This window comes from Desulfitobacterium dehalogenans ATCC 51507, from assembly GCF_000243155.2.
GTDB classification, from domain to species: Bacteria; Bacillota; Desulfitobacteriia; order Desulfitobacteriales; family Desulfitobacteriaceae; genus Desulfitobacterium; species Desulfitobacterium dehalogenans.
This window is the reverse complement of sequence record NC_018017.1, coordinates 755462-781133: the sequence shown is the minus strand read 5'-3', so window position 1 is coordinate 781133 and position 25672 is coordinate 755462. Positions and strand designations below refer to the sequence as shown.

The 25672-nt window shown below is 41.9% G+C and carries 29 protein-coding genes and 1 riboswitch; of the genes, 10 read left to right on the top strand and 19 right to left on the bottom strand.

The genetic code is table 11. The features are described from left to right. The first annotated feature begins 22 nt into the window (after window positions 1-22). Both DESDE_RS03685 and DESDE_RS03680 read left to right on the top strand, forming a co-directional pair. On the top strand, window positions 23-355 hold the full coding sequence (locus DESDE_RS03685) for a cupin domain-containing protein (protein WP_014792696.1): 333 nt from the start codon (window positions 23-25) through the stop codon (window positions 353-355). Window positions 356-374: 19 nt separating this feature from the next. After that, complete coding sequence (locus tag DESDE_RS03680; protein ID WP_014792695.1) at window positions 375-1286, top strand: sugar phosphate isomerase/epimerase family protein; 912 nt, start codon at window positions 375-377, stop codon at window positions 1284-1286. Between the two features lie 66 nt (window positions 1287-1352). Here the strand turns inward: DESDE_RS03680 and DESDE_RS03675 are convergent, their stop codons facing one another. Then, a complete protein-coding gene (locus tag DESDE_RS03675; protein WP_014792694.1) occupies window positions 1353-2216 on the bottom strand; it encodes an SLAC1 family transporter in 864 nt (287 codons plus the stop codon). A gap of 194 nt (window positions 2217-2410) precedes the next feature. On the opposite strand from DESDE_RS03675, the gene DESDE_RS03670 reads away from it, so the two are divergent. Then, window positions 2411-3298 carry a LysR family transcriptional regulator gene (locus DESDE_RS03670; RefSeq protein ID WP_014792693.1) on the top strand — a complete coding sequence of 296 codons (888 nt, stop codon included), beginning with the start codon at window positions 2411-2413 and terminating at the stop codon, window positions 3296-3298. 82 nt (window positions 3299-3380) lie between these two features. Here DESDE_RS03670 and DESDE_RS03665 read toward each other — a convergent pair whose 3' ends face one another. The 11 genes from DESDE_RS03665 to DESDE_RS03615 all read right to left on the bottom strand — a co-directional run bounded on the left by DESDE_RS03665 (window position 3381) and on the right by DESDE_RS03615 (window position 13073). Beyond that, window positions 3381-4532: a TDT family transporter gene (locus tag DESDE_RS03665; RefSeq protein WP_014792692.1), complete on the bottom strand. Its 1152-nt coding sequence runs from the start codon at window positions 4530-4532 to the stop codon at window positions 3381-3383. A 184-nt stretch (window positions 4533-4716) separates the two neighbouring features. Continuing rightward, window positions 4717-5799 carry a GerMN domain-containing protein gene (locus DESDE_RS03660; RefSeq protein WP_014792691.1) on the bottom strand — a complete coding sequence of 361 codons (1083 nt, stop codon included), beginning with the start codon at window positions 5797-5799 and terminating at the stop codon, window positions 4717-4719. Window positions 5800-6160: 361 nt separating this feature from the next. Then, the gene (locus tag DESDE_RS03655) at window positions 6161-6904 is read right to left on the bottom strand and encodes an ABC transporter ATP-binding protein (protein ID WP_014792690.1); all 744 of its coding nucleotides are present in this window, start codon (window positions 6902-6904) and stop codon (window positions 6161-6163) included. Window positions 6905-6906: 2 nt separating this feature from the next. Continuing rightward, entirely contained in the window at window positions 6907-7923 is a 1017-nt protein-coding gene (locus DESDE_RS03650; RefSeq protein ID WP_014792689.1) for an ABC transporter substrate-binding protein, read from the bottom strand. Window positions 7924-7954: 31 nt separating this feature from the next. After that, a complete protein-coding gene (locus DESDE_RS03645) occupies window positions 7955-8737 on the bottom strand; it encodes an ABC transporter permease (RefSeq protein WP_014792688.1) in 783 nt (260 codons plus the stop codon). Next, the gene (locus tag DESDE_RS03640) at window positions 8706-9002 is read right to left on the bottom strand and encodes a thiamine-binding protein (RefSeq protein WP_014792687.1); all 297 of its coding nucleotides are present in this window, start codon (window positions 9000-9002) and stop codon (window positions 8706-8708) included. The genes DESDE_RS03645 and DESDE_RS03640 overlap by 32 nt, the downstream gene beginning before the upstream one ends. 89 nt (window positions 9003-9091) lie before the next feature. After that, a riboswitch (TPP riboswitch) is annotated at window positions 9092-9198 on the bottom strand. A gap of 63 nt (window positions 9199-9261) precedes the next feature. Beyond that, entirely contained in the window at window positions 9262-10053 is a 792-nt protein-coding gene (locus DESDE_RS03635) for a TPM domain-containing protein (protein ID WP_014792686.1), read from the bottom strand. A gap of 82 nt (window positions 10054-10135) precedes the next feature. After that, a complete protein-coding gene (locus DESDE_RS03630; RefSeq protein ID WP_014792685.1) occupies window positions 10136-10693 on the bottom strand; it encodes a LemA family protein in 558 nt (185 codons plus the stop codon). 43 nt (window positions 10694-10736) lie between these two features. Beyond that, complete coding sequence (locus DESDE_RS03625) at window positions 10737-11573, bottom strand: undecaprenyl-diphosphate phosphatase (protein ID WP_014792684.1); 837 nt, start codon at window positions 11571-11573, stop codon at window positions 10737-10739. 339 nt (window positions 11574-11912) lie between these two features. Continuing rightward, window positions 11913-12119 (bottom strand): TOBE domain-containing protein, encoded by a 207-nt coding sequence (locus tag DESDE_RS03620; RefSeq protein WP_014792683.1) that lies wholly within the window; start codon window positions 12117-12119, stop codon window positions 11913-11915. Between the two features lie 105 nt (window positions 12120-12224). Further along, window positions 12225-13073: a 2-oxo acid dehydrogenase subunit E2 gene (locus tag DESDE_RS03615; RefSeq protein ID WP_014792682.1), complete on the bottom strand. Its 849-nt coding sequence runs from the start codon at window positions 13071-13073 to the stop codon at window positions 12225-12227. 368 nt (window positions 13074-13441) lie between these two features. On the opposite strand from DESDE_RS03615, the gene DESDE_RS03610 reads away from it, so the two are divergent. The 5 genes from DESDE_RS03610 (at window position 13442) to DESDE_RS03590 (ending at window position 16543) form a co-directional block, all read left to right on the top strand. After that, window positions 13442-13864: a universal stress protein gene (locus DESDE_RS03610; protein ID WP_014792681.1), complete on the top strand. Its 423-nt coding sequence runs from the start codon at window positions 13442-13444 to the stop codon at window positions 13862-13864. Between the two features lie 11 nt (window positions 13865-13875). Then, window positions 13876-14799 carry a diacylglycerol/lipid kinase family protein gene (locus tag DESDE_RS03605; protein ID WP_014792680.1) on the top strand — a complete coding sequence of 308 codons (924 nt, stop codon included), beginning with the start codon at window positions 13876-13878 and terminating at the stop codon, window positions 14797-14799. Window positions 14800-14837: 38 nt separating this feature from the next. Beyond that, on the top strand, window positions 14838-15242 hold the full coding sequence (locus tag DESDE_RS22355; RefSeq protein WP_014792679.1) for a hypothetical protein: 405 nt from the start codon (window positions 14838-14840) through the stop codon (window positions 15240-15242). Window positions 15243-15282: 40 nt separating this feature from the next. Next, the gene (locus tag DESDE_RS22350) at window positions 15283-15981 is read left to right on the top strand and encodes a sulfite reductase subunit beta (RefSeq protein ID WP_014792678.1); all 699 of its coding nucleotides are present in this window, start codon (window positions 15283-15285) and stop codon (window positions 15979-15981) included. A 121-nt stretch (window positions 15982-16102) separates the two neighbouring features. After that, window positions 16103-16543 carry a YkvA family protein gene (locus DESDE_RS03590; RefSeq protein ID WP_014792677.1) on the top strand — a complete coding sequence of 147 codons (441 nt, stop codon included), beginning with the start codon at window positions 16103-16105 and terminating at the stop codon, window positions 16541-16543. Window positions 16544-16572: 29 nt separating this feature from the next. On the opposite strand, the gene DESDE_RS03585 is transcribed toward DESDE_RS03590, so the two are convergent. From DESDE_RS03585 to DESDE_RS03565, 5 genes are all read right to left on the bottom strand, one after another. Then, the gene (locus DESDE_RS03585; RefSeq protein WP_014792676.1) at window positions 16573-17775 is read right to left on the bottom strand and encodes a DUF2974 domain-containing protein; all 1203 of its coding nucleotides are present in this window, start codon (window positions 17773-17775) and stop codon (window positions 16573-16575) included. Window positions 17776-17968: 193 nt separating this feature from the next. Next, a complete protein-coding gene (locus DESDE_RS03580) occupies window positions 17969-18670 on the bottom strand; it encodes a hypothetical protein (RefSeq protein ID WP_014792675.1) in 702 nt (233 codons plus the stop codon). Window positions 18671-18762: 92 nt separating this feature from the next. Beyond that, window positions 18763-19389 (bottom strand): PrsW family glutamic-type intramembrane protease, encoded by a 627-nt coding sequence (locus DESDE_RS03575; RefSeq protein WP_014792674.1) that lies wholly within the window; start codon window positions 19387-19389, stop codon window positions 18763-18765. After that, complete coding sequence (locus tag DESDE_RS03570; protein ID WP_014792673.1) at window positions 19382-20146, bottom strand: hypothetical protein; 765 nt, start codon at window positions 20144-20146, stop codon at window positions 19382-19384. Before DESDE_RS03570 ends, DESDE_RS03575 begins: the two co-directional genes overlap by 8 nt. Before the next feature lie 303 nt (window positions 20147-20449). Then, window positions 20450-20716, bottom strand: coding sequence for a hypothetical protein (locus tag DESDE_RS03565; protein WP_014792672.1), 267 nt, complete (start codon window positions 20714-20716; stop codon window positions 20450-20452). 576 nt (window positions 20717-21292) lie between these two features. On the opposite strand from DESDE_RS03565, the gene DESDE_RS03560 reads away from it, so the two are divergent. Then, a complete protein-coding gene (locus DESDE_RS03560; RefSeq protein ID WP_014792671.1) occupies window positions 21293-22660 on the top strand; it encodes a TrpB-like pyridoxal phosphate-dependent enzyme in 1368 nt (455 codons plus the stop codon). Window positions 22661-22839: 179 nt separating this feature from the next. On the opposite strand, the gene DESDE_RS03555 is transcribed toward DESDE_RS03560, so the two are convergent. Together DESDE_RS03555 and DESDE_RS03550 are read right to left on the bottom strand one after the other, a co-directional pair. Beyond that, on the bottom strand, window positions 22840-24051 hold the full coding sequence (locus DESDE_RS03555; protein ID WP_014792670.1) for an FAD-dependent oxidoreductase: 1212 nt from the start codon (window positions 24049-24051) through the stop codon (window positions 22840-22842). Between the two features lie 30 nt (window positions 24052-24081). Next, entirely contained in the window at window positions 24082-24405 is a 324-nt protein-coding gene (locus DESDE_RS03550) for a thioredoxin family protein (RefSeq protein WP_014792669.1), read from the bottom strand. A gap of 289 nt (window positions 24406-24694) precedes the next feature. Between DESDE_RS03550 and DESDE_RS03545 the strand changes: the two genes are divergently transcribed. Next, window positions 24695-25621 carry a LysR family transcriptional regulator gene (locus DESDE_RS03545; RefSeq protein WP_014792668.1) on the top strand — a complete coding sequence of 309 codons (927 nt, stop codon included), beginning with the start codon at window positions 24695-24697 and terminating at the stop codon, window positions 25619-25621. Window positions 25622-25672: the final 51 nt, after the last annotated feature.

The following is a 25672-nucleotide window of genomic DNA, read 5'->3' as shown; positions in this document are numbered from 1 at the left end:
CAATTGAAGGGAGGTATAAGTCATGAAGTTCACCAAAATCACAGAAATATTAAGTAAGAACGTAAAAAAGACTGTACTCTATGAAAGCGAGTGCACCAATACAGCCGTAATCAATTTACAGCCTGGAGATTCCGTCCCTGCTCACCAACACCCTAATACGGATGATATTTGGGTCGTCGTCCAGGGAGAAGGAGAATTCCTAGGGGGTAAAGGAGTCTCTTTACCTATGAAAGCGGGTACGATCATCCCCAACCTTAAAGGAGAAGCCCATGGCATAAAGAACACCGGAGATGAACCTCTTGTGGTGATTGCTTTTTCTGCCCCAGTACCCATCGAAACCTTCCCAGTGGACTAAAGTCTAAGGAGGATGCCCAATGAATGAATCCTTTCGTAAATATATGAAGGTAGGTCTCGTTCATTTTATGGCTTATCCCCGCACCGGCAAAGGAGAAGGGCCCATCCTGGAAACTTTGAGAAGAATTGCTCTCGATGACTACTTTGAAGTAGTCGAAATGACCTGGATTAAGGACCCCATCGTTAGGAAAAAAGCCAAGCAGATTATTGAGACCTCCCATATGGAGTTTTCTTATGCGGGGATGCCCCGGCTCTTGATCACCAAGCAGAATATCAACTCCCTCAATGAGGAAGAAAGATTACGAGCCCTGGCCAATGTAAAGGAAGGTGTTGATGAAGCCTATGAAATGGGCGCCAAGGATTTCGCCTTCCTCAGCGGAAAATATGAAGAATCTAAAAAGGAAGAGGCCTATCAGGCATTGATCCGCTCTACCAAGGAAATATGTGCCTATGCCAAATCCAAGGGAACTATGAAGGTCGCTATTGAAGTATTTGACTATGATGTTGACAAATGCTCTCTGATTGGACCTGTGGCACTCACCCAACGATATGTTAAGGAAATTCGCCAGGAATATGACAATTTCGGCTTAATGGTAGACTTAAGCCACCTGCCTCAACTCCGGGAAACACCGGCTGAATCTCTGATCCCTGTAAAAGACTATATTATCCATGCTCACATGGGTAATGCTCTTGTCAAAGACAAACTCTCTCCAGTCTATGGAGATGAACATCCGAGATTTGGCTTCCCTGGCAGTGAAAATGATGTGGATGAACTTGTGGAATACCTCCGCGTCCTCCTGGACATTGGATTCCTTAACAAGGAAAATCGGCCGATTGTCAGCCTGGAAGTCAAACCATATGGGGACGAAGACCCTGAATTGGTGATCGCTAATGCTAAGAGAGTCCTAAATTTAGCTTGGGATCAGGTATAATTTCTCAATACAAATGATTCTTAGCTTAAAACTTCAAAAAGTAGAGTTTATGTTCAATTGGAGAACTTAAACTCTACTTCTCTTTTGTTTTATCTCAAAATAATTTGTGGACTGAATCAATGCCCCTATCCTATTTTTCCAAAAACAGAGCCATAATACAGTAAGCAGGAGTGTCAGTAAGGATAAAACTCCTGACGTAAGCGGAGAAAGGAATTCTTCCGCAATCTTGTGACTGGCAATCGTATACATCCGGAATGAAAAAATATATATCCCCCACTCCACTCGGATTGGCATTTTCTTCGTCCAGCTCTGATAGCACCATAGGATAAGGATAAAGACAACAGTCCAAATACCAAAGCCCCAAAAAAAGCAAGCCAATAGCTTAAGGGGCTGTATACTATCCAATAAACCCATGAGGAGTAGATTTTTAGCAAGATCAAAAATTGTACAGATGGTCACTCCCACAGTCCCAAGAACAAAAACAAAAAAAGTATTGATCTCAGCAAAGGTGAGGGACTGCTGAGCGATCCGGACAACGACGAGTACACTGAGGCAGTGAAACCACAGGAATCCAACTATGAACAACAGCGTGTTCATTCCTAATATCAGCCATATCCAGCCCAAGTTGAGAATAATCGCTCTTTCCAAGAGAGCATTACCAATAAGTTGAACACTCATATAGAGCATAGGTACCATGAACCAAGTTATGTTTATCTCTTTACAACTGTATATCCTTTTATAGGTCAAAAAAGAAATCCCAACCACAGTTGCAATCCAAAAAGAATTTAGCAAAATATACGCTTGAATGGGACTGAAAAAGGACATCACCTTTGACATCCATGGATAGAGAATATTGCTCCAGCTCCCCACCCCGATAATGATTGCCAAATAAACAAAGGCTCGATACTTAGAAAAAACTTTTATTGGCATATCTTTAACCCTTTCAAGAGTGCTAAGATTCTTTTACCAAGTCTGGAAGATATGAGAAATTTGCATTATACTTAAAGAGCATCAATTTAAGATACTTCTATCTTCCATTTTAATTATCTTCTATCGAGATGTGAAATACCCGTTATGAATACGGTGTATTCTGATAACGAATAAATGCAAAGGTGGATGGATAAGTGGAAATACGGCATTTAGAATATTTCATCGAAGTTGCACGTCACAAAAGCTTCAGCATCGCAGCCGAGGCAACCCATACCTCCCAACCCTCGATCAGTAAAGCGATTAAGGATCTGGAGGCGGAGCTGGGAAAAGCATTATTCTATCGCAGTACAAAATTTGTAAAACTGACAGATGCCGGAGAGCTTGTTCTTGAGCAAGCGCAACAAATTGTGGCTGCATTTAGAAATATCAATACTCAATTGGAAGGCCTGGCCAAACTACAAACAGGAAAGATCCACATCGGGCTCCCTCCTATTACCGCTGTCACAACCTTTTCCCATATGCTCGGTGCTTTTAAAAATGAGTATCCTAAAATCCAAATTCAGCTCTTTGAATATGGCCCCAAAAAGATTGAAGCTTCTCTCGAAGACGGCTTACTGGATTTCGGCATTTTTACACCGGAAGATAAGGATCTCTTTGAATGGATTTGGTTCGAACAAGACCCCCTTAGTGTCATTATGCACCCTAATCACCCATTAGCTCTGAAGGAATGTATTGATTACAAAGACTTTGCCGGAGAGCAACTTATTTTATACAATAGCGACTATAAGCTCCATGATATTATTATTGCAGGATGCAAAAAGGCGGGTATTAACCCGGAGATCGCCTTTGAAACCTCTCAGCGCGAATTAATGACCCAAATGGTGGCTGCTAAGCTTGGCCTAGCCCTTTTACCTACGAAGATTTGCGAAGTTCTTAACCCGGAAACCATTATTTACCGACCCTTTTCAGACTCGAACCTATGCCTTCAACTGGCTCTGATCTGGAAGAAAGGTCGCTATCTTCCTCATGCCGCTCAAGAACTATTGACTTTTCTAAAGGAGAATTACCTTCTTTTTAATTAAAAAGTACGGGATCAAGGTTTCAGCGAACCTTAGTCCCGTACTTTTATTTTGTTTGACTGATAAAAGATAAAGATGCCTAAATTTATTTTAAAGGAAACGCTGATTGACCATAATCAGCCTTACAGGCCGGAGGATATTTTTCTCTTTGAGAATCTTTTAGAATGGGAGTTCCAACGAATAGTTTTCCGCTAACTGCACCACGAGCTGTGTTCGCAAATGTATATACCCAAAGAAGAGCTAAAAGAACCGTCAAAAGAGCTGTATAACCTGTGGTTAGCGGAGTGATAAATACAGCAGCGATCTTTTGACTGCATAGGGTGTAAGCTGCCAGGGGAAAGATATAGGCCCACCAACCCATGCTAAAGGGAATTCCACCTTTGCGAAGCTGATGTACACTGATAATCGTGATGATGCCTACAATCCAAGCACCAAATCCCCATATGACCACTGCAATAAGATTGGCTAAGTCCGTTGAAGCTAACAGTCCAAGCTCTTGAGCATTCTTTGAAGCATCAATAATCGCACTGACCGCCAGCCCTACCGCACTGAGAAAAATCCCGAAAGAGGGTATGGTGTCCGCAGGCGGAAGAGGGTGATTAGCCAAGCGAACAAAAACAATCGCGCTAATAAAGATAAAGAGAAAAAATCCGATCCCAAATAAGGCGGTATTCATAAGGAGAACGGATACGCTCCAGGAAGAATGAAGTTTCATGGTAAGCTCCAATACAGGATTGCCAATCAGGGAAACGGCCATATTGGCTATAGGAGCCATAATCCAAGAAAAATTGATCATTTCCGGTCTGGGTGTCTCTTCCACCCGCATCATTCTAAAGGTAGTGTAAAAGGTGAAGAAGGTCACCCCGATAATAGCAATAACCCAAAAGGTGAAGATCAAGGAATAGATTAGAGTCTCACTTAAGTATTTACTCCATATTAGATAGATATTGGTTCCGAAAATTACCGTAGCCACGGGCATGGTCACAAAAAAATTACCTGCCAGAGGATGATTCAAATCACGGTAGGCATAAGGAAAATACTTAAGCCAACGGATCACCCAAGGAATGAGCACACAAAAATAGAGAATATCTGCTAAGGCAGCCAATGCTATACCTAAAAAATGCCCTAAAGGAAATGAATTTTGCCATAGAAAAAATATATTTGCTAGACCTCCTGTACCCATAATTACAGCAAACCAGGCAGGAGCCAAATATTTAATCGGATGACGTTCAAGCACTTAAGGAGTCCCCCTTATTTTGAAACGATGTTTCATTTAAAATAGTCACGCATCTATTAGACCATAAAAGTGCTGTAAGTACAAGACTCAAAGTGAATCTATCATAAGTCTGATAAGGCAAAAAGAAATGTTCAGGCAGATTGAACTCCGCCTGAACTCCTAATACTGATTGCCGCTTTTAGAATTATCCTTCTATTACATTATCCATGTTGACTTTGAAGAACTCCCCTTTTTTCATCTCAATATGCCCTGATGCATAGGGCTCTCCTTCCAGGGTAAGGTAGACTTCCGAAGCCCCATAATAATTGCCTAGAGTATTGACAATGCTCTGCAGAATCATCCCTTCATACCCCGATCCCGCGTTCATTTCCCTGACAAAATTCTTGGTAAAGTCTATATAGACTCGGCCATCCTGATTAAGATAAAGGCTCTTTATCTTTACATTATCGCCAATAAGTCTACCGTGATTTGCCTGCTTTTTGAATTCTTCTTCAAAGATCTGCTTTGTAATATCGTTGGTTTTAAAGGACAGTTGAGTTTGGGTCGTATAGATTTTGTCATCGTTAATATTGGGATCATAGACCTTCACGTTTTGAACCAATGGCGTGTCTTTTTCCAATTTGCTTAAGGTCGATATTACTTCATAGCCATCTGTACCTTTATACACAGTCTTGACTAGCCCTACATTGGGAGCATAGTAGTCCGTAATTGTGTTATCCTTACCTTCTGTCGTCACTTCTATAACTTTATAATTTCCGGAAGGAGTTGAAAGGTCCATATTCACATTGGTAATGGTGCGTTTACGATTATCTGCCAGGGTCCAGGATGTGCCTTTGGTCAAGGGCTCCTTTAGAAGAACATCCCCACTGGTATTGAGCGAGGAGCTCTGGGTGAGATCTTCCCGGTAATAGGTTTCTCCTTGGGCCAGAAGCTGTATCATCCGACCAGCGTCAAGTCCCAGAACGCGAACAGTCTCTGTCCCCCTATTGTTCGTCCTCAGCTGCACCTTGCCTCCTTTGATGTAATCCACATAGGTGGTAAAGGAGGCATACTCATTGCCCTGTCCCTCATACACATATTTGGTGTTTTCCTGGTAAGCAAGATAGTTCGCAAGCAAATCCTCTTGTGCCGGCTGCTCATTGTTGTTTTGTGGTTCACCAGTGTTCGAGCCATTAGGGGAATTGTCCTGCTTTATACCACATCCGCCTAAGAAAAGCAGCGCTAAAAGAACTGTAAAAACTCCCATCATTAAAGTGCGTTTTTTCATGATGCTAACCTCCTTGTTTATGTCCAATACTATTTTAGTCTCTTATGCTCAAGAATTTCCACTGGAAATAAAATCATAGGACTCATCCCATTTTGATACTACTTTTAGTATAACCACCATATTGAGCTTTGACCATCTTTATTCAATATCCATCCATAGAGGATTCTTATATATATAAATAATAGACTCAAATAGGGGGGCAAATCTGATACGTACAAATCTATACTCCCGTTGCATAAGAATACTAAAACAAAGAAAGGGTACTGGAAAGCTAAAAGTCTTTCCAAATACCCTCCAATCTAATCCACGTAGTGCCTATTTATAATAATGCTCACCGTTGATGCGCCCAAAGTTAATCCTATTAGCTTAACAACTTAATGATCTGCCTTTTGTACCCCATAAAGGCATCGGATATTCGGAATTCTTCTCCCCGGGGTCGCGGGATATCGATGACAATCTCATGGGCGATTATCCCTGGAGGTCCGGTCATAATATATATTCTATCGGAAAGTAGGATGGCCTCATCGATATCATGAGTAATAAATAAAGAGGACATATTGATTCGGCCCATGAGGTCCAAGTACCAGCGATGCATGGCACTCTTGGTAATGGCATCCAAAGCAGAAAAAGGCTCATCAAAAAGAGCTACATCCTGTGAGAACATATAGGTTCTGAGCAGGGCGGCTCTTTGCCGCATCCCTCCGGAAAGCTGGGTAGGGTACTTCTTCTCGGTTCCTTCTAATCCGAACTCTTTGAAATGACTGGAAGCTTCTTCCCGAGCCAAGCTCTTTTTTATTCCTCGGATAAAGAGAGGCAGTGCCACATTGTCCAACACGGTTAAGTGAGGCTGCATCAAATCCTTTTGCTGCATATAGCTTACTTTACCGGCCTGCCCTGTAATATCCTGAGCGTTGAGAAGCACCTGCCCGGAATCAGGGGTAAGGACACCGGCAATCACATTAAAAAGCGTGCTTTTACCAATGCCGCTCACTCCCAGGAGGCTTACCAGTTCCTTTTCACCAAGTCTGATATTGATATTTTCGATTGTTAATTCTCCCGCAAAACCCTTTGAGATGTTTCGCGTCTCAAGCCTTATCTTATTCATCTTTACTTGGGCAGATAGGCATTGGTAAAGCCTTGTCCTGCCTCAATCCTTTTGGAGATCAATTGATTATCCGCCATCCAAGTATAGAAATTATCCCAACGGGCTTGATCGATGAAGCCCCACTGCTCAACTTCAGCTTTATATTCCTTGGCCAAATACTTTTGGCTGGCAGTTATAAGGTCCAGATCCAATTCCGGGGCATGCTTGACAAGAATTTCAGCGGCTTCTTCAGGGTGAGCTATAGTGTATTCATATCCTTTGGCTACAGCAGCCAAAAAGTTTTTAGCTGTATCTTCATTTTCTTCTAAATATTTAGGACTGGCGGCAATAACCGGGGTGTAATAATCTAAGACAGGGTCAATATCCTTAAACGCAAAATAATTGGTGTCCAGGCCTTTGACTTCTGTAGCTATACCATCCCATCCATAATATACCCAGACGGCATCCACATCCGTTTTCAGGGCAGAAATCACATCCGTTACTGTATTAGGGATCATCTTGATGGCGTCATAGTTACCACCGTCTTTTTCGATAACTTGCTTGATAATAGCCTTTTCCACAGGAGAATCCCAAGTAGCGTAGACCTTGTTCTCCATTTCCTTCGGGCTGGTGATGTTATCTTCTTTAAGAGAGATAATTCCCGAAGTATTGTGCTGCAAAATAGTCCCTACAGCTACCATATCCAGCGGACTGTCCGAGGTAAGAGCAGCCGCAAGCTCTTCTTGGAAGGTTACGCAAAATTCAGCTTTACCGGCAGCTACCAGGGGTAATGCTCCTCCTTCAGGCGGTTGTACAATATCCACCTCAAAACCCGCTTCTTGGAAATAGCCCAATTCTTTAGCCACATAGACACCGGTGTGATTAGTGTTCGGCGTCCAGTCCAGGACAAAGGTGATTTTCTTATTCTCCTGTACACCTTGCTGTCCATTTCCACCGTTACCAGTATTTTGAGCACTGCAGCCGGCTATACCTAAAACCATGAAAACACTCATAACTATTGCAAAGAATCGTTTCTTCATCTCAACATTCTCCTTAAATACTTTTTGACTCTTACCCTTCATTCTGCTGTTCACCGATCTGTGCCCAGGGCATTGCTTTTCGTTCCAAGAGCTCCACACATTTCATAAGCACTAAGCTTAATATGATGATCAAAAAAATTACTGCAAACATTTTATCAAAGGAATAGGATTTTCTGACCCGGGTCATATATACTCCAAGGCCACTGTTTCCTCCCAGCCATTCGGCGATAACTGCACCGACGATAGAATAGGACACCGAGATGCGTAGTCCCGAAAAAAAACCGGGCAGGGCATTGGGCAGCTTAATATACCGGTAGATTTGCCACTTTTTAGCTCCCATAGCTCGCATAAGATTCATAGCGTCTTGGTCCGATGATTTAAATCCTCCTAAAAGAGCAATGGTCATAGGAAAAAAACAGGTCAAAACAATAAGAGTAATCTTTGGTGCCATATCGTAGCCCAGCCACAACACCAACAAAGGGGCTATGGCCACCGTGGGGATGGTCTGAGTGATTACCAAGATGGGATGGAACGCCTTATAGAGTGCATCGAAACGATCCATTAAAAGCGCAATCCAAAAAGCTAAAAGAATACTGAGGGCTAATCCCACGAAAGCTTCTGTCAAAGTGACCTGAGTGTGCTTCATTAGCTCAGGAAAAGAACCCACTAAGGCATGGATTACATCCCCAGGAGACGGAAGCATGAATTTGGGCACTACCTCAAAAAAGGTCACCAGGTACCAAAGGATGAGCAAAAGCAGAAGTACTGCCATTGGATAAAGCTTATTGGTGATGTTTTGTAACCTTTTCATCAATGGTCCAAATCCCGCCTTCCGGCTTATAGCTAATTTTTACATAGGACATAACACTGGGTGCCCCCTCCTCAATGCAGATCATCTGGCAGCGTTTGACTATCTCCATAAGTTGGTCATACTCCCCCTCGATGGTAGTCTCAAAAGGGCCCACATAGACATTGAGACCGGAGGATTTTATGTATTCAATGACCTTATCCACCACACGAATCACTTCTTGTCCTTCCACAGCCGGTAATACTTGAATAGCTACACTTGCATTAATCATTTCTTTTTCTCCTTCTTCCATTAATGTATTAAATAAAAAAACCTTCTGCAGCCAGAAGGTTTTTCAAACAATTCAGGGCATGGAGCCAGAAGCTCATGCATCTTAAGTCCCTCCGCTAGCATTACCTAGATCAGGTCGATGGGTCGGAAACACTCGTTTCCCTCTCAGCCGTTTTCCAGCTCCCCAGCACTATTCCCTTTTCTGTATCATAGCACCCTAATCATTAAAGTGTCAAGAATACTAAGCCTTACACTAAAGTTTACCAACGTCGCGTACTACCTCCGCCTCCGCCGGAACCTCCACCGCCGCCGAAACCTCCTCCACCGAAGCCTCCGCCTCCGCCGCCACCACGGCCACCTCTCATGAGCATACCAATAATCATGCCGAAGATAAAGCCATTAAAATAACGGTGATCAATATAAAATAGGCAGGCGATGCCGAAAAAGGCTAGGATTTTGACCCCAAGGGGTAAGGAACCCATAGTATCTGTTTCGTTACTATAATCGGACGAGGCGTACAAGGCTTGGGGAGAATCAATATCTATCGCCACTTGATACTCCTCCGCGACTTCCTGAACAAAAGCCCGATACCCATTCAAGATGCCTTGATTATAATCGTTCTCCTGGAAATATGGGAACATGTATTCATCTTGGATTCGACCGGTCTTTGCATCAGGCAGAGCGCCTTCCAATCCATACCCAACCTCAATTCGTGAAACTCGTTCATTAGGGGACACTAGAATCAGTAAGCCATTGTTTAGCCTTTTATCACCGATCCCCCATTCTCTTAAGATGGTTAGGGCGTATTCCTCCGGCTCATACCCTTTCAGATCGTTGACCGTAACCACCACGATCTGGGCTTTGGTCTTTTGTTCTAAAGCTGCCGAGTTTTGAACAATAGTCCGCTCGGTGCTTGTATCGAGAACATTAGCTTCATCCAGCACAAAAAAATCACGGGTGGGCTGCGGGATCGAAGGGGTAGCCGCCTGCAAAGGAGAAACTATCGTAAAGAAGAACAGTACCAATCCGGCAAGCAGGAGTTTCCTCTTCATGGGCTTCATTCCCTTCACTTAACCTATACCTGTTATATAATCAAATGTAGCTTGAGCTTTGACTGTGTATCTGGATAGGTTGTTACTTGGAAAAATCCACAGTCGGGGCTTCATGGGCATCCGCGTCAGCCTTAAAATACTCTCGCTCGTCAAAACCAAGAATTCCCGCATAAAGATTGGTAGGCAAATGTTTTATCTTTGTATTATAAGATTGAACCACATTATTATAGTCCATCCGAGCTGTAGTGATGCGGTTTTCCGTCCCTGCCAGTTCGTCCTGTAATGCCCGGAAATTAGCATCAGCCTTTAACTGGGGATAGCTTTCAGAGATAGCCAATAATCGGCTCAAAGCACTGCTAAGCGCTGCATCCGCCTCAGCGGCCTCTCCCACACTGCCTGCTCCGATCAATCGGGATCTGGCATCGGCTATATCCGTAAACACTTCACTTTCATGTTCGGCATATCCCTTAACGGTATTAACCAAGTTGGGAATGAGATCCGCTCTGCGCTGAAGCTGGTTTTCTACCTGGCTCCAACTGCTGTCCACAGTCTCAGAAAGAGTAACTAAATTATTATAACCAGACCCAAGGATCATAGCCAGAATAAGGATTATTCCTACGGGAATCAGCCATTTTTTCATTATGTTTCCCCCATTCACAATTTCATTCTTACTAATACAAAAACTAGCCTATAATAGTCCTAGCCGAGAAATACAAGAGCACAATCACACCTAATATGATGCGGTACCAGCCAAAGACCTTAAAATCATTCTTTTTAATATATCCCATTAAAAATTTAATGGAAATTACAGATACTATGAAGGCGACTACCATTCCTATTAATAAGATCATCAACTCCGGACCTGTAAAGCTAAAGCCAAACTTCAAGAGCTTAAGTGCACTGGCCCCAAACATGACGGGAATAGCGAGGAAAAAAGTGAATTCAGCCGCTACGGTTCGGGAAACTCCCAGCAAAAGGCCTCCCACAATCGTCGCTCCAGAACGGGAAGTTCCAGGGAATATGGCGGCAATCAATTGAAAGATTCCGATCATGAAAGCTGTCGTGTAAGTAATTTGTGATAACTGATTAACACGAGGCCTCTTTCCCTTATTGTAATTTTCAATGACAATAAAGAGAACTCCAAATAAAATCAGCATAACAGCGACGGTTTGATAGTTATAAAAAAGAGCGTTAAATACATCATCCCACAATATACCGATGACTCCTGCCGGAATACAAGCCACGATGATTTTAAACCACATTTCTATGGTCTCTTGCTTAATGGAAACCCCTCTATCGAAAGTAAAGGGATTAAGCTTCTTCCAATACAACAGTACAACAGCCATAATCGCTCCCAACTGAATGACCACAAAAAACATTTCCATAAATGCCTTAGACATATTCAGCTTAATAAATTCATCCACCAATATCATATGCCCTGTGCTACTGATGGGCAGCCATTCTGTAATTCCCTCTACAATACCCAGTAAAATCGCTTTAAAAATCTCTACAATTGCCATAATTCCTCCTATTACATTCCATTGATTTAAATACACCACGCCTATTATATCAATTCAGTTTCTGAATGGGTAGCCGCATTCCCCTCTTCAATATATGACGCAATCCATAAACGTATTATACCTGATCATGTCTAGCCTAGTCCTCAAGGATTGAGTACGCATTTATTAACTTTTTCTTAATTCGTACATGAAAAATCTTACAATAAGTTCAAGCCTATCAGATAAAAAGTGGAAGTTGCTTTCTGGATAGTAAAACAATTACCTCCTATGGTAGAGTTAAACTTCTATTCATAGGAGGTAATTAGCCGATTAAAAAGAAAGAAAAAACTTTTTTAAGAATTATTCAAGACCAATCATGACTGAACTTGCTTTGATAATTGCAATTGCATCATCGCCTACATTTAATCCCAAGGACTCTGCTGAATTCGAAGTTATACTTGCCGTGATTGACTGTCCGTTAATATCTAAAACTACTTCAGTTGACACGGGACCGTTTTTGATTCCAGTAATTTTACCTTTTAACTGATTTCTAGCTGATAATTGCATTAAATAGTGTACCTCCCTATTCAATAATCTGGACTAGTATGCGCACACTCGAAACATTGTAAACGAAATTTTATTTCTTGCCATCAGAACTGTCTTGACCTAATGCTAGTGAACATCTTCTTCCACCTTCTCCAGCCTTTCGTCAAGGAGATAAGGATTGGTTAGGTATTTCTTGACTAATTTAAAGGAATTGGAGTAGTAGAGTCCGTCACAGATGCGTTCGTCTAAGGCATAGCCGATCTCACAGCACTTTTTAACCACTACCTGCTCCCCCTCAACTACGGGTAGTTTTTTGACCTTCCCTAAGGCAACAAAAATCCCTGTAGTACCAAAATCGTAGAGATGATGATAAATAAAATCCAGATTAATCGATTTGAGATAGGTAAAAAAAAGCGAGGTGTGAAAAGGACTGGCTTCAATAATTTTTCTGGGCAATAGATTAAGCCGATCCATCTCCTTCAGCGTCCCTACTAGAAGCTTCACCAGGCCATTAGGCAAGGACATAATGCCACGTGCGATGGTATCCACATCATTGACGGTTCCTGCTGCACAACTTTCCTTTATGGTTCGATCCACTATCTCGACAATTTCTTCGATGCTTTCCAGGCCTGTAAAGAAGAATTTTACCGTTGTTTCTTCGCCTTCATCTTTTAAATAACGCTTAATAGCCATGGAAATAAGGATATCATGTCGAGCATAGATTCTATTGTTCATGACAAAGCGATTCAACTGTGGGCGTTGGGCAAGAACACGCACATAGACCCCAATGAATAGATGCAAGTAATTGAGCTCAATTCCTTGAGCTTTCTTTTCTTTAATATATTGGTCTATTTTATCCACAACAACGACTTGCTTATAAAAATTTTGTGCATCGCTTCGTCTGGTCATTATATGGGGAATAATCCTTACAAAAGGGCTTAGAGACTTAAGAAGCCTCCCATCACTTCGGCCCATCTAAATCCCCCTTTTATTTCCTAATTTGGTCTTCCTTTCATTAATTTCTCTAAGAACAAGACAATCCCTTCTTCCCTAATACATGTCATAATACAAAACTTGGCTAACCCTCTGATAGTTGTAATGAATAAAAAATGGCCGGACAAACTTAGGTTAAGCCCGTGCCATTCTCTATGATTAGTTTAGTGCTTTAAACATCCCGGAATCAAAGATATCATATGGGGTGGATCCTTTTCTCCTAGATTATTAGCAAAAAAATTATAACTTATACAGTCAGATAGTATAAAAAAGGTTTATAGTTTAACTTTTCTATGGGATGATATAAAATGAGGTAAAATGGACAAGCTTAATCAAGGAAGTGATTACATATGACAAAAATCCTGGTACCTGTAGACGGTTCTCCGAATTCTGACAAAGCCATTCGCTATGCTCTTACTCTGGCACGTTGCGAGGACGATCTTCTTATCTTTTTAAATGTTCAGCCCAATTATAACACACCCAATATAAAACGCTTTGCCACCCAAGAACAGATTAAGACTATGCAAGAAGAAGCCAGCAAAGAAGTTCTCGATCACTCTCTGGAAATCGCTAAAGATTCCATCGCATCCATCCATACGCTTCTGCGCACAGGTGACCCTGGAAGAGAAATCTGTAAAGAGGCTCAAAAAAGTGCCGTAGACAGCATTGTTATGGGATACCGAGGACTTGGTGCCGTTAAACGAGCAATCCTGGGTAGTGTAGCAACTCATGTTCTTCATGAAACAAGCTGCCCTGTTACCATAGTTCCTTAGAGGATAAGGTAATGAATAATAACCCATGGTTTGCTGTCGTCAACCCAGCATCGGCTAACGGACAAACTCGAAGAATCTGGCCCAAAATTTATAAGAGCCTTCTTGATCAGGGGATTAATCTTGAATTTGCATACACCACGGGACCAGGGGATGCCACCACTCTTACTCGGCAGGCCTTACAAAATTACGCGCAAATTCTCTCTGTCGGTGGCGATGGTACTCTTAACGAGGTTGTAAATGGATTTTTTGCCGATCAAAAGCTTATTAATCCTGAAGCAAGCCTTGCTGTTCTCTCCCATGGAACTGGGGGAGATTTTCAGCGCACCCTCAATCAAAAACGAGGGCTCCCATCCCTACTGGAAGTTCTTCAGCGGGAAAAAATCATCCCTATTGATTGTGGACTCGTTCAATATGAAGATGCCTCCGGTCAATTATACACTCGTTATTTTCTCAATGCAGCGGATGTGGGTTTGGGAGGAGTGGCGGTCAGCCGAATCAATCAGCGCAGCAAATTCCTCGGCGGCAAACTCTCCTTCCTCCTCGGTGGTATCCTGACCATCTTGACCTACGAAAATAAAAATATGAAATGTGTCATCGATGGAAAAGTCGTGGTCAATGGTCCAACCAATAGTATCTGGATTGGCAATGGGCGCTTTGTCGGAGGAGGGATGATGATTGCCCCTCATGCTGAGCTTGATGATGGCCTTTTCAATATTATTGTTCTCGGCGACCTCCCTATATTCAAAGTCTTGCGTCATTTGCCCAAAATTTATCAAGGTCACCATCTTGAGGTGCCGGGTGTTACAGTCTATCGCGGTAAAGAAATCTCCATTATTTCTAACCCTTCAGCTTACTTGGAGCTGGATGGGGAACACCTGGGATTTACACCCGTCCATTTTTCGTTGATCCCACAGGGGATTCGATTATGGACCTAAATACATGCTCTCATAAATAAACTACAGAGGTGTTATAGATGTCTTTATCCATTAGTGAAAAAGAAAAGATGATAAAAACCTGTGAAGAAATTCTCGACCGTTGTGATAAACCCTTTGTATGGGAAGATGATGGGATCTATGAATCAGAGAGAGCTAAAAGTCCTTTTAATCTTTTCTTACCCCAAGAGCAGATAGCTCAGGAATTAAGCACGTTGTTTGAAACCTTTTGCGGTACTCCCTATATCTACGATCAAGTAAAGGCCGTCTGCCATTTGGAAGCCGAATGGTATGAATATGGAACTTACGGCCTGGATCGAGACTTCACTCGGGTCTTAAGCCGTTACTCTCTGAAACCTGAATATGTGGAACAGGTTAAAGCACATTTTACACAGAGGCTCAAAGAGCTGCAAACTGATTCCTTTTCTTATGGTTCAAAACAATAATATTTGCTTTAGATAAGGTGATTAGAGAGGAGAAGTTTACATGTCCACAATTCCAGAACAGGCTGCCCTTTTAAAGGGTAAGGGGTTCCTTCTCAATAAAGATGGGGAGCATTTTTCCTGTAGGGTGGTCATTCCTGGAGGGAAAATGAATGCCCAACAATCCAAAAGAGTAAGCGAAATCTGTGAACACTATGGAAAAGGGTATTTCTACCTCACCCAAAGGCAAAATATCGAGATCCCTGGTATTCTATTAGATAACCTGGATGGGGTATCTCTAGCTCTCGCTGAAGTCGGTTTAAGCATCGGCTCTACAGGACCCAGACCAAGGCCCATAACCACCTGTAAAGGGGCTATATGCAAATTTAGCCTTTTTGACACTGAAGCTTACACCAGCCAACTTGATGAAAAGATTTATAAAGGGTATTATGACGTGACCCTGCCCGGTAAACTCAGAATCATCACCAGCGGCTGTTTTAATAACTGTTCCATGCCTCATGTGGGCTGCATCGGCATCATCGGTAAGAAAAAAGACCAAGTCGCCATCAGTCTTGGAGGGATGGCCGCTCGTAAACAATCCTTAGGTCGAGAAATCCAAGGTCTTTATACTTTAGATGAAGCTACCGGGATCATTGAAAAAGCGATTCAATATTATAAGGAACATGGCAATAAAGGTGAACGCTTTGCTCAAATGATTGAACGTATTGGCTTTGAAACTGTAGAGAAGGCTTTAATTGGCTAAGACAACCCCTTTACTGATAATTTTTGCTACCTAAAGGGAATGACACAGGGTCATTCCCTATTTTTTAATTACTTTGCCCTTATCATGGTATACTATGTTTAAGGCAAAGGAGGACAAAGGTATGCAGATTGGACAAAATCTTAAAGATAAGATTATGACAAAATTTAGACATTACCAAGAAGACGCCAAAAAGACCCTCCAAAATATCGACCTCACCCAAGATAAACTGAACGCTGTCTTTACTAAAGCAGAAAAACTAAACATTAACACGGCACCTATCCATAAGGTCTACCAGGATATCCTGTTATTGATTCAAATCGTCAAAGCCTATATCAGCAAAGAATATCAAGACATCCCCGCCGGATCCATTGTCGCTATCTTTGCCGCCTTGATTTATTTTTTATCCCCTATTGATATTCTTTTTGACTATATTCCAGGAGTTGGTTATGTGGACGATATGTTTGTCCTCGGTTTAGTCTTAAAGCAAGTAGACTCTGACCTGCAAAGGTTTCGCCTGTGGAAGCAAAGCGGAGATCCCATAGAATCCGCTCCGGAAAATTGAAGATAACCCGGCGCTTCATTGTGACCGGGTTATCTTCTGTCCTTTTTGTCTTGAATTGAATTGTGTATTTCAACAGTACTTCTTTTCTTTTTATTAGGTGTCCGTGCTAACAGAGAGGCCACATCGGCTTCAAAGGATGAAATCCATACCTTTTGCGTTTTATCAAAGAAAACTTTGAGGGTCTTCTTTAAATGAGATTTGGTCAAGGGATCTAAGGTTTTATAGCTCTTAATCATATCGTTAGCCAAGGATAGCTTTTTCTGGGACAGATCGCTGACCGTCATAGCCCCGGTGGCCTGAAGAATATCAAATAAAGCGTCTACGAATTCCGCTCTCTGCTCCATGGACAATTGATTAAGCCAAAGCCTTACAGTCCTGTTAAAATTCTTGCTCCCTTTGGTTAAACCTTTTTCATAGACGAAATGGGCGCCTCTTACCTCCCAAAAGAAAGCATTATGCTGCATAACGCTCAAGCCATTGCTGTTGACCGTAATGTACTCTTCCCCATGCTCAAGGAGCATCCCTACCACGGAGGATTTAGGAACAAAGGTGTGAATCCGGTCGAGGAGCCTCTGATATCCTTCCTGTTCAAGGACATGAGTCAAAAAACCTGGGCCATCATTGTTATACACTCCAATGATTCGATCCTGAACCTCACGTTCCATGGCCGCTGCAGCATAGACCGCCAGATTTCCGCCTTTGGAATGGCCACCTAAATAGAGCTTGCCCGAATATTTCCCTACGATTTTTCCCACATAGGAAATTGCATCCCTTTGGGCCTTGACTTCATCCCTAAAACTCATCTGAAAATCCTCTTTCCATCCGGCTAGGGTATCGTCTGTACCGCGAAAGGCAATAAAGTGCTCCTCTTGATTGATGGAAAAGACCGTCGCGGAAAATTGGTTGCAAATCTCATGATCCACCAGATTCACATAGCTGGATAACTGAACTTCTTTGAAGCGAGTCGTCAGTGAGGCTTTAATCAATAGTTTGGGTATCTCCCGAAAGAAAGGGTTGATACTATTCCGGAGCTTCTGATGGACAAGTCCTTTGAAGTACTGTTCCCCTGCCTCAGTCAAGGATATTGAATCCCTTGAATCCTCTGATGGGAGAATACCATCGAATTCAAGGTAAGCTAAGACTGAAAAGATTAAATTATCCACTTCATTAAATCCATCCTGAGCAAAGCTTAAATCCCCTCGCCAATCGAGATAATCAAATATGTTTTGCATAGGGCACCTTTTCTTCTTCACTTTTCTTGAATAGTGTAAACTCTTTGCTTAGTATGTCTTATTTTTGAATCTATTGCTTAGTCCTATTCTTCTATCTTATTCCTCTATCTTATTCTTCCTTCTTGATTAATATCCTTTTATCATGACTTTCCACCTGACTTTATCATTGGATTCTTGCCAATCAATACTCTTGCTACCCTCTGCCTACACTTCTAATGCTTTCCACTAATGCTGCCATTAAGCGGTGAAACCCCTGAGGATTCTGAGCCGGGACACGATAATGCTTATTAATCTCAATCTGGACAGCTGGAATCCCTAGTTCTCTAGCTGCAAAATTGGCTATTGTATTAGGGCCGGATGCTGCGAAATAGTCGAAGGAGATTTTTGAGAACCCGCAGTTCTGAAAGCTCCGTGCCAGGGTTTCATCTGTACATACTTTTCCGAGAAGGTTCTTCTTATTATTAGTCCCAAAATCTACGTCAAATTCCCTGTCTCGAGCTGCCCCATGGATATCCAGAAGGAGCTTGATTTTGCTTTGCTTGCACAAATAGGCAAGTTTCTCTTTATAGATACAAGGATTATCTACGTTCGGGTCTCCACCATAAAGTTTAGTGACTGCAATGGCATGACAACCCGTTAACTTATTCAACAAGTAGGCGATGGAGCCGGTATATTCGTCGGACATTTTAATCTTCTTCTGGCGAAAATGACGAACCGCATGGGGAGCTGAAATTAGGATGGGGATATCCCCTGTTGTGTACCAGAAGGGCTCCTCCTGCTTGGGATCCACTCGTTTATCAGTTTTATAGAAATAGACTCGCTCAATACTGACTGCTTCTTCATTGAGACGGGTCCGGGTGTATTCAGTAATGAGTTGTTGGTGCTTATGGTTCATAGTTCAATCCCCTTTATCATCTGCTTCTACAGATATTCGATAGTTCTTCCCCACATCCCTTCGAAGCAGGATCCCGATTCTTAAATCAGTTCTCAATGCCCCTTGTTTTCCTTTATATTGAGCACTGCAAACCCTATCAAATAAAGAAAAAGCGGCATAAACAAACCAATGGATTGATAACTTGAGTAGATATACAGATTATATAAGGCATGAATCGTCACCGCTAAAGTATAGAGACCAAACAGCAACGGCCAGATTATTCCGTTTAATTGCCTCGCTATACTAAGCCCAAAGCCAACAATGCCTGTAGTCGTTCCATGGATAAGACAGGTTGTGACACTGCGAGTGACAATAAAGGGAACCGGCGATCCATCTACATGCATGTGCTCTAAAAGATATACATAATTTTCTTGGATGGAAAACCCGATCCCTGCCGCTATCCCAAAATAAACAATGGGTATTTTCTTTTCCGATTTGAATAGAAAATACCCAAGTGGCAATGCTTTTACAAATTCTTCAATAATCGGAGCCCAAGTGATGGAAAGTTGGTGAGTATTAATCTGAAAATGGCAAACCAAAGCATTATTTAACGTCAGTGAAACCGCAAAAGCGATGAGGCCCCAGATGAAAAAGAGTATCAGCAATCTATTTTCCCCTTTTAAAATAATTGCCAGAAAAAAAAGAGGAATAATGGTTCCTACAAAAATAGCCTCACCCATCGGACATCTCCTCAACTTTCATAAAGCCATAAGCCGTTAAGGAAAGGGCCGCCGGAAATAAAGCATCTGTTGAAAGTGTATACGTATCAGGTATCAAACAGATACATATCATAAATATCATATCGCTTAAGCATAGCAAACAAAGACCTGCTATAAACAACCGGTACCGTGTGATAGGAAAAATAGGCTGAGCTTTCCACAAAGTGTACCCTATAGCTAGTGTTAAAGCCAGGTTATCAATATTGATCAGTAGAGTATTAGACCCAACTAGAGACAAGAAAACAGGAATTAGCAATAGTCCTAAGGGCCATAGGTTTCGATACTTTATCTTAATGGTATATTGAGGTATCCTTTTTGTGATTGTGTGAATTACCCCAATCAGAAAAAAATAGGTGCCCATAAAGCCTAGATCCGCAATCGATGGATAGGGAAGTGACGATCCGTCAAGAAATATAAAAGAGAACCAGTAAAGCTGTCCCAAAGTCCAACTCAATACAGCCAAAGCTACTCCCAATACTAAATAACGCTCGAAGCTGAATCGAGCATAGCAGATCACAAGCATGCCGATAGCTAATCCAGCGAAAAGCTGGATCCCATTAGCCACTGTATTTAACTTCGAATAAGGAATATTAGTAAAAAGCAAAATGTAAAACAGGGCCGCCCAAACAAAAGAAAGGATACAGACGGCTTTAACTGTTAAAATCAAGAGTTCTTTTCGCTTTAACATTCTTTGGATGACTTGATCCCACGTAATCATGAAATCCCCTACCTTGAGTGCTTTGTTTGCCTACATTGTCAACTTCATCACCATTCAGAAGTTGATATATACTCTGTATACATTATGACATATTTCACGAGCGAATGTTATATATTTCACAGATTTTTAAAATAATTTTTTGAGATTATATAATATAAAATTCTTATGGCAAATTAAATCCATATAAAAAAACCACCCTCCTCAACCAGGAAGGTGGTCAGACTAGCTAAGATGTTTTACAGTAAAATCCAAATCTTGACTAAATTAATCTTGAACCAATACATTGTGTTTAATGAAAATTGATTAGATGTTTACAGCGAAACTTTGATAAGTCAGCGCTGCGCTCCGTGCAGAGATATGATTCATGACCTTGAGAACAGTCGCCGGAGAATTAGTTAATTCTACAACGCGATACTCCCTCGATGTTTCACCAAAAGATGCTTTGAGGATGGTCAGGATCTGGTCTTTTAGGACAGAGAATTTTTTCGTCCCATTGATATTGTGCTGATCAAGCTTGCCAAGTTTCTTGATCTCTCCATGGAGAATTTGAAAATCACTTTGAAAACTCATCGGAAACCTCTTTCTTTCTTAAATACAAAATTTACACACAAGGAGTATTGTAACAAGAATGGATAATGCTGTCAATAGTTTTGGGTAAAACTTGTAAAAATTTTTAGGCAAAATTTTTGATATGAATTCTTTCATTTTTCTTCTTGACAAATATTATATAACAGGATAATATTCTTATAAATTATATATAAATATCTTAAAACCGTCGATTGAGAGTAGTAGGATAAGAACTCAGGTTCAGAGAGCTGCAGAAGGTGGGATTGCAGTACAAGTAGACTTATCACGAATGGGCTCATGAGGGCAATGCAGAAATTACATGGATAGGCTATGAATAATGAATATCATGGTAAAAGTATGCTAGCCGGGAACTTCACCCGTTATCCATGAAGCGTATATGATGGTATACGAAATGAGTGGCGTATTTTGCGCAATGCAGGTGGTATCGCAGAGATTAGAAGTCTTTGTCCTATAAGGGGACAAAGACTTTTTTAATTTCCTATTTTCTGGATAGAAAAGCTTCAATAAAAATGGAGCTTTTAAAATACTTAACTAAATAAACGAAAGGAATGAAGCCACATGACGAAAGTACCTTACAAAATCTATCTTTCTGAGGAGGAAATGCCGAAAAACTGGTACAACCTGAAGGCTGTGATGAAAGAGCTTCCCCCTCCTATGCTTCACCCAGGGACCCTGAAACCCTGCACTGCCGAAGACCTGCGACCTGTATTTTGTGACGAGTTAATTGAGCAGGAATTAAACACTAAAGACCTCACTATTGAGATCCCTGAAGGTATTCGGGACTTCTACAAGATGTACCGACCCTCTCCTCTGGTCCGAGCCTATTGCCTGGAGAAGTTGCTGGATACTCCCGCAGAGATCTACTATAAATTTGAGGGAACCAATACCTCCGGCTCCCACAAGCTCAACTCCGCTGCCGCTCAAGTCTACTATGCTAAAAAACAGGGCTTAACCTCCCTCACCACAGAGACCGGCGCCGGGCAATGGGGTACGGCTCTATCCATGGCCTGTGCCTATTACCAAATTGATCTCACCGTCTATATGGTGAAGATCTCCTCTGAGCAGAAGCCTTATCGAAAGGCTGTGATTGAGACCTATGGCGGCAAGGTCATCCCCTCTCCTTCTGACACCACAGAAATCGGCAAAAAGATCCTCGCCGAAAATCCCGGTACCGGCGGCTCCCTAGGATGTGCTATCTCCGAAGCCATTGAAATGGCTGTAAGGTCTGAGAATTGCCGCTATGTCTTGGGTAGTGTCCTTGACCATGTGGTTCTCCACCAGACAGTGATTGGTGAAGAGACAAAGATTGCCTGCGAGAAGTACGGTATCCAGCCTGATATCATCATCGGTTGTGTAGGGGGCGGTTCAAACTACGCGGGTCTGATTGCCCCCTTCCTCGGGGATAAACTCCAAGGAAAAAACAATATTAACTTTATCGGCGTAGAACCTGCCTCTTGTCCATCTTTGACCCGTGGCAAATATGCCTATGATTTTGGCGACACAGGAAAAACTACCCCACTGCTGAAAATGTACACCCTAGGTTCAGGATTTATCCCTTCTCCCAACCATGCCGGTGGTCTTCGCTACCACGGCATGAGCAGCATCGTATCTAAGCTCTATCATGATGGTCTTATGGAAGCTCGGGCTGTTGAGCAGTCTAAGATCTTCGATGCCGCTACTCTCTTTGCCCGCAGTGAAGGAATTCTCCCCGCTCCTGAATCTTCCCACGCACTGCGAGCCGCTATGGATGAAGCCCTCAAATGTAAGGAAACCGGCGAGAAGAAAACCATCCTCTTTGGACTCTCAGGTACCGGATACTTCGATCTGGCTGCATATATGAGCTATAACGCAGGCACTATGACCGACTTTATTCCTACGGATGAAGATCTGGAAAAGAGTTTCGCTACCTTGCCTAAAGTTGAGTAGTTAAAAGCCTCATCCAGCAAGGAATGTATCTTTGACTAAAGTCAATTTCCCTAATGTAAAACAAAGTGGTAGAGCGTGGATACTCCCATTCCGAGATATCCTCTCTACCACATTTTATCAAAACCCTATTAAGGCTTACTTTACTATTTCAAGGAATCACAGGTAAGCTATACCTTTTATTATAATTGTCCAGCTAAGACTTCTTTATCCATGCTGCATTCCAATTCTTTAACTTTTTCTCCTTTGTACAGTACCACAACGGCGGGGACATTGGTTACACCATATTTTTCAGCGAGACTCTTTTTGGTCGCCATATCAACTTTCACCAATTTATAGTCTTCATCATACTCTTTATAAAGCTCCTCCATTAATGAAGAAAATTCCAAGCTTTGCGTGTCAGCTGCATTAAAGAATGCAAGTAAGACCTTCTTCTCACTGCTCAGGATGTTCTTTTGGAAGGCCTCAAGTTCTTCAATATAGCGTTCTGCAGCCACAGCGGCAGTGGCACCATCTCCCGCAGCAGAGACAACCTGCCTAAGATATTTCACTCGGTTATCACCAACGGCATAGACTCCGGATAGATTAGTCTCCATTAAGTCGTTGACGGGAACATAGCCTCGGTGATCCATTTCAATCCCACTATTTTTTAGGAATTCAGTGGCCGGAATCATACCCACGAAGAAAAATACGCCTTGGCAGGGAAGGATGGATGAAGTACCTGTCTTTAGGTTCTTGACTTTCACCCCTTCCACATTTTCATCACCTAAGACCGCCTCTAAAGTGGAGTTCCAAACAAACTCCATTTTCTCATTTTGAAAGGCTTTTTCAGCACTGACCTTATTGCAGTCCAAGACCCCTTCGTCATGAAGGACAATGACTGTGACCTTACGAGCAAACTTGGTGATAAACATTCCTTCTTCAATGGCTTGATCCCCGCTGCCTACCACGACTACATCTTCGCCTTCGAAGAACTCAGCATCGCATGTAGCACAATAGGCTACCCCATTACCCCGTAATTCCTTTTCGCCGGGAATATTAAGAAGTCTGGGTTGAGTTCCTACAGCAACTATGACTGCCTTACCATAGAGTTCTTTCTTCTTCTTGGTGGTGACTTTTTTAAGATCTTGAGAAAAATCTGCGCTCACCACTTCATCCTTAAGAAACTCTACGCCAAAGCTCTCGGCATGTTTCTTGAAATCGCCCATGAGCTCTGGACCGCTGGTATTAATATATCCTGGGTAGTTTACGATTTCACGTGTATTATCTACCATACCACCGATGGTCCCTTTATTGATAATCAACGTCCTAAGCTTTGCTCTTCCTCCGTAGATTCCTGCTGTAAGTCCAGCAGGACCTCCGCCAATTATAATCAAATCATAGCAGTTATCCATGTCTAAACCCTCTCTCTTTTGTCCCAAGCATTATCCCAGGATTTCAGAAATCTTTTCTTGAATTTGCTCTTCTTCCACTTCCCCGGCAAACTTTCCAAAGTACTCCCCATCATTAAAAAAAAGAATTTGAGGAACACCTTTAAGGGAAAAAGATTGATACAAATCCTTATTATCCTCTACATCAACATAATAAAATCCGAATTCACCCTCATAGTTTGGAGCTAATTCTTCGAGAACAGGGACAACTTCTTTACAAACATGGCAAGTCTTTCTGGAGAAAATTACCAGGCATTTTTCCCCATTATCATAAATTTTTTCTTCAAAACTTTTAGAATCCAACCTTGTTAATGACATTTTTTACAGTCCCCCAGTCTTAAAAATTTAACTTTACTTTTTACATAGATTCCCAATCTGTGATAATCCCCTCAATCACAATTTTAATAAGTTACGGCTAACATGACAAGCACCAATAACTTGCAACCTTCACAACTTTTTGTTGTACCCAAGATAAAGCTATCTATAACACAAACTGCTATCATCTATAGAAAAATATAAAGATGTAAGTCTTACTTTAGCTGAAAGCATCATGCTATAATATACACAAGCAAAACTATGTCGCCATTACCCTATAGGAGGTGCTCCTATGAGAATTGATCATCTAAAGTATATTACCATCGTCGCTGAAACCGGTTCCATTAGTCATGCTGCCGAACGCTTGTACATTACTCAACAGGGCTTAAGTCAAGCTATCCGACAATTGGAAAAGGAACTGGGGGTTCCTTTACTTAATCGAACTGGCAATAAAATTTATCTTACTCAAACCGGAAAAAGGATTGTCGAGAAGGCAAAAGAACTTCTTGTTACCTATGACGAACTCATTGATATTGCCAAAACAGCTGGGGATAATCCTTTTCTAAAAAGCTCAAAACGAATCACTTTACTTACAACGCCTTTTTTATCCGGCACCTTGTTACCAGATATTATATGTCGATTCACCCAAAAACACCCTAATGCTAATCTTGTCATTAATGAAAAGCTTCCTCAGGAAATTATTGAAGAGATTCGTGAGGACCGAAATGCCATTGGGTTGTTCAGCGGTTTAAGCGACCGACTAAATCACAAGGATTTTTCCAATGCTAATTTGACATTTCAGCCTTTCTTTGAATGCGAGCAATTAATCTGTGTTACAAAGTCTTCACCATTAGCCAATCGAAAATCTGTAAACCCTTCAGAACTAGCTAAATATCCCCTTGCTTTATATGATGTGGGACAAAATGCATCCCAGCTTTGTGAATTACTCAAACCTTTCGGAGAGGTTAAGGTCATGTTAAGGACCGGCAACTCGAAACTTTATCGAGAAACTATTGCCAGCGGCTTAGCCATTGGTTTCTCCAACAGTTTTGCGGAATACTTCGAAAAAAGAAATTCTGTGGTCACCATACCCATCGAGAATACCCCAAAGTTTATTCTCGGCTGGGTTTACTGCGAGGACACCCCACGGAACGAAATGCAAAGGGAATTTATCGACCAGCTTATCCAATACGTAAATCGTATCAGGATCAGTGCGTGATGAGCCGCTGTAAGCTCAACTGATATAAACCGAGGAAAGACCGATTAAGAG

Excerpts from the sequence above, each read along its gene's own strand:
- DESDE_RS03685 (WP_014792696.1), top strand. The coding sequence starts at position 23 with ATGAAGTTCACCAAAATCACAGAAATATTAAGTAAGAACGTAAAAAAG.
- DESDE_RS03680 (WP_014792695.1), top strand. The coding sequence starts at position 375 with ATGAATGAATCCTTTCGTAAATATATGAAGGTAGGTCTCGTTCATTTT.
- DESDE_RS03675 (WP_014792694.1), bottom strand. The coding sequence starts at position 2,216 with ATGCCAATAAAAGTTTTTTCTAAGTATCGAGCCTTTGTTTATTTGGCA.
- DESDE_RS03660 (WP_014792691.1), bottom strand. The coding sequence starts at position 5,799 with ATGAAAAAACGCACTTTAATGATGGGAGTTTTTACAGTTCTTTTAGCG.
- DESDE_RS03655 (WP_014792690.1), bottom strand. The coding sequence starts at position 6,904 with ATGAATAAGATAAGGCTTGAGACGCGAAACATCTCAAAGGGTTTTGCG.
- DESDE_RS03650 (WP_014792689.1), bottom strand. The coding sequence starts at position 7,923 with ATGAAGAAACGATTCTTTGCAATAGTTATGAGTGTTTTCATGGTTTTA.
- DESDE_RS03640 (WP_014792687.1), bottom strand. The coding sequence starts at position 9,002 with ATGATTAATGCAAGTGTAGCTATTCAAGTATTACCGGCTGTGGAAGGA.
- DESDE_RS03635 (WP_014792686.1), bottom strand. The coding sequence starts at position 10,053 with ATGAAGAGGAAACTCCTGCTTGCCGGATTGGTACTGTTCTTCTTTACG.
- DESDE_RS03630 (WP_014792685.1), bottom strand. The coding sequence starts at position 10,693 with ATGAAAAAATGGCTGATTCCCGTAGGAATAATCCTTATTCTGGCTATG.
- DESDE_RS03625 (WP_014792684.1), bottom strand. The coding sequence starts at position 11,573 with ATGGCAATTGTAGAGATTTTTAAAGCGATTTTACTGGGTATTGTAGAG.
- DESDE_RS03620 (WP_014792683.1), bottom strand. The coding sequence starts at position 12,119 with ATGCAATTATCAGCTAGAAATCAGTTAAAAGGTAAAATTACTGGAATC.
- DESDE_RS03615 (WP_014792682.1), bottom strand. The coding sequence starts at position 13,073 with ATGGGCCGAAGTGATGGGAGGCTTCTTAAGTCTCTAAGCCCTTTTGTA.
- DESDE_RS03610 (WP_014792681.1), top strand. The coding sequence starts at position 13,442 with ATGACAAAAATCCTGGTACCTGTAGACGGTTCTCCGAATTCTGACAAA.
- DESDE_RS03605 (WP_014792680.1), top strand. The coding sequence starts at position 13,876 with ATGAATAATAACCCATGGTTTGCTGTCGTCAACCCAGCATCGGCTAAC.
- DESDE_RS22355 (WP_014792679.1), top strand. The coding sequence starts at position 14,838 with ATGTCTTTATCCATTAGTGAAAAAGAAAAGATGATAAAAACCTGTGAA.
- DESDE_RS22350 (WP_014792678.1), top strand. The coding sequence starts at position 15,283 with ATGTCCACAATTCCAGAACAGGCTGCCCTTTTAAAGGGTAAGGGGTTC.
- DESDE_RS03590 (WP_014792677.1), top strand. The coding sequence starts at position 16,103 with ATGCAGATTGGACAAAATCTTAAAGATAAGATTATGACAAAATTTAGA.
- DESDE_RS03585 (WP_014792676.1), bottom strand. The coding sequence starts at position 17,775 with ATGCAAAACATATTTGATTATCTCGATTGGCGAGGGGATTTAAGCTTT.
- DESDE_RS03580 (WP_014792675.1), bottom strand. The coding sequence starts at position 18,670 with ATGAACCATAAGCACCAACAACTCATTACTGAATACACCCGGACCCGT.
- DESDE_RS03575 (WP_014792674.1), bottom strand. The coding sequence starts at position 19,389 with ATGGGTGAGGCTATTTTTGTAGGAACCATTATTCCTCTTTTTTTTCTG.
- DESDE_RS03570 (WP_014792673.1), bottom strand. The coding sequence starts at position 20,146 with ATGATTACGTGGGATCAAGTCATCCAAAGAATGTTAAAGCGAAAAGAA.
- DESDE_RS03565 (WP_014792672.1), bottom strand. The coding sequence starts at position 20,716 with ATGAGTTTTCAAAGTGATTTTCAAATTCTCCATGGAGAGATCAAGAAA.
- DESDE_RS03560 (WP_014792671.1), top strand. The coding sequence starts at position 21,293 with ATGACGAAAGTACCTTACAAAATCTATCTTTCTGAGGAGGAAATGCCG.
- DESDE_RS03555 (WP_014792670.1), bottom strand. The coding sequence starts at position 24,051 with ATGGATAACTGCTATGATTTGATTATAATTGGCGGAGGTCCTGCTGGA.
- DESDE_RS03550 (WP_014792669.1), bottom strand. The coding sequence starts at position 24,405 with ATGTCATTAACAAGGTTGGATTCTAAAAGTTTTGAAGAAAAAATTTAT.
- DESDE_RS03545 (WP_014792668.1), top strand. The coding sequence starts at position 24,695 with ATGAGAATTGATCATCTAAAGTATATTACCATCGTCGCTGAAACCGGT.